This is a genomic window from Streptococcus orisasini, from assembly GCF_001431045.1.
Lineage (GTDB): Bacteria > Bacillota > Bacilli > Lactobacillales > Streptococcaceae > Streptococcus > Streptococcus orisasini.
Genome location: NZ_BCLE01000001.1, coordinates 1 through 2438 on the forward strand (window position 1 = coordinate 1; position 2438 = coordinate 2438).

The window sequence follows — 2438 nt, forward strand, 5'->3', positions numbered from 1 at the left end:
GACTGGAACACATTGTCCCAGCCTTCTTTTCTTCCTAAATAATGTTACTGGCAGCAGACTGTTACTTGCTAAAAACTTTGCCTCTTGGCCTTGCGCTCGGCTCGTCCCTTAGCACGCGCTTCAGAACGGCGAGCCTTACGCCGTTTTTCGTCTACCTTCCACTGAATTTTCTTTTTATAGCCCGGTTTGACTTTCTTCTTTTTCTTCTTCACCAGACCAATCATTTCGGTATCCAGCTTCTGATAAGCTTTTTCCCGATTGGTGCGGCGGTCGCGGTCATAAGTATCTTGAATTTCTCCATTTTTTAGGATTTTTGGTACAAAGGCAATACCCAGCTTTTCAAGTTCTCTGATATCTGAATCATCACTTGGCTGATAAAGGGTAATTGCTGTGCCTGAGAGACCATTGCGCCCAGTACGTCCGACACGGTGTACAAAGAAGGATAAGTCCTGAGGAATCGCATCGTTGATAACATGGCTGACTCCGTCAATGTCAATTCCTCGTGCAGCGAGGTCTGTTGCGACAATGTATTCAAACTGCAGATTTTTAACTTGGTTCATAATGCGTTTACGTTCACGCGGCGGAATGCCGCCATGAATTTTAGCAATTTTAAGACCATTGTTTAAAAGGTAGGTATGCAGTTCATCTGCCCGCTCTTTTGTATTGACAAAAATAATAGCCAAATAAGGATTAAGTGCTTTAGCAAGTTCTAAAATCTGCTCATTTTTACTGCGCCCTTTGGTTGAAATCAACCAATTGTCGATAGTGTCTGCAATGACCGTTGATGTCTTGATTTTTTCCATGACCGGATTAGTCAAGTATTTTTTCAAGAAAGGCTGCAGCTTTTGCGGAATAGTTGCTGAGAAGACTAAGATCTGCACGGCCTTGGGTAAGGCAGAAGCAATCTTATCCACTGTGTCTAAAAATCCCATATCAAGAGTCATATCAGCTTCGTCAACAACAAAAGTACGAGCCTTATGAATATCAAGATGGCCCGAATGAACCAAATCATAGATCCGACCCGGCGTTCCGATAGCGATTTGCGGCTGACTAGTTTTTAATTTTTCAATCTGACGCAGTTTATCCGTCCCTCCCACATAGTTGGCAAGGCGAATTTCCTTATCTGAAAAATCAGCAATCTGCTTGGCTGCCTCATATATTTGTCTAGCCAGTTCACGGCTGGGTGCTGTAATCACAGCCTGAACCGTTTCAGAATCTTCCTTTAATGTTTGAAAAATAGGCAACAAAAAAGTGTGGGTTTTCCCAGAACCCGTCTTTGATTCTCCAACTAAATCCCGTCCGGATAAAACAAGCGGAATAAGACGCTCTTGAACTTCCGTTGGTTTTTCAAAATGTAAACTTACCAAAGCTTTATTAATATAATTTTTAAATTTAAAGTCCGTAAATATCATGTTAACCTCTTCGTTTATTCTATCTATTATAGCATTAAAAAGTTCAAGAAAGCAAAGCGACAAATCAATACACTTAAATACTGCCACATAGCTATTCCAAAATAGCAACCCATAGCTAAGATAGATCGAAAAATAAAACCTGTCTTTCTCTCAACATCAAAAAACACTCCGAAAATTAACAGTTGCCAGCTAATTTTCAGGGTGCAAGCAAATCTTTATGATTTTTTCTTTTTAAAGGCCCAATAATAGAAGAAAGCAGGAATGATAAATCTTCCAATAAGAACTCCTATGCGATAGACCAAGTCTCCTGGCTTAACTGGCGCTGTCAGAGATACAATAGTTAAAATAAGAGCCAAAACCAGAGACCATACTCTTTGAACTTTCATAAAAAACTCCTATAAATATAAAATAGCTAAAATAACCAAACTGCCAAGAAGGCCAACAGTCCAAAGGAAAGCGTCAACTTTCCACTCACTCCATTTGGCACCTTCTTTCCTTAGGCTCAGTCCTCCTAACTCCAGATGATGGTGAAAAGGTGTCATGCGGAAAATCCGGCGACCTTCGCCATATTTTTTCTTCGTATATTTAAAGTAGGTCACCTGTAGCATAACTGAGGCTGTTTCAATAACATAAACAATACCGATAATAAGTAAGGTCCATTCCTGACGCAAGGCAATTGAAATAGCCGCCAGCATAGCCCCCAAAGCAAGACTGCCAACATCACCCATGAAAACCTTAGCAGGCTTATGATTATAAACAAAGAAACCAAGCAAGGCACCAATCATGGTAATAATGATGAGAAGAATGTCAAACTGCTTTTGCAGATAGGCAATAATCCCATAAGCTGTTAGACTGATAACAACTGAAATAGAAGCCAAGCCATCAATACCATCTGTCAGATTAACGGCGTTAGAAAAACCGACAATCCAAAAGAGAATAAAAGCGACATAGAAGACTCCCAAATGCAAAGGAAATCCAAAAAGGTTCAAGGTGTCAGCACCGCTCGGGAGAACATGAACAAAATAG

The 2438-nt window shown here is 40.4% G+C and carries 3 protein-coding genes; all 3 read right to left on the reverse strand.

Annotated elements, in window-relative coordinates; all coding sequences use genetic code 11:
- Positions 1 to 68: 68 nt before the first annotated feature.
- Complete coding sequence (locus SCSH_RS00005; protein WP_057489858.1) at positions 69 to 1412, reverse strand: DEAD/DEAH box helicase; 1344 nt, start codon at positions 1410 to 1412, stop codon at positions 69 to 71.
- A gap of 215 nt (positions 1413 to 1627) precedes the next feature.
- Positions 1628 to 1798, reverse strand: a complete 171-nt coding sequence (locus tag SCSH_RS11185) for a hypothetical protein (protein ID WP_193743663.1) — start codon at positions 1796 to 1798, stop codon at positions 1628 to 1630.
- A 9-nt stretch (positions 1799 to 1807) separates the two neighbouring features.
- The coding region (locus SCSH_RS00010) for a phospho-N-acetylmuramoyl-pentapeptide-transferase (RefSeq protein ID WP_274518957.1) at positions 1808 to 2438 on the reverse strand (631 nt) is incomplete at its 5' end.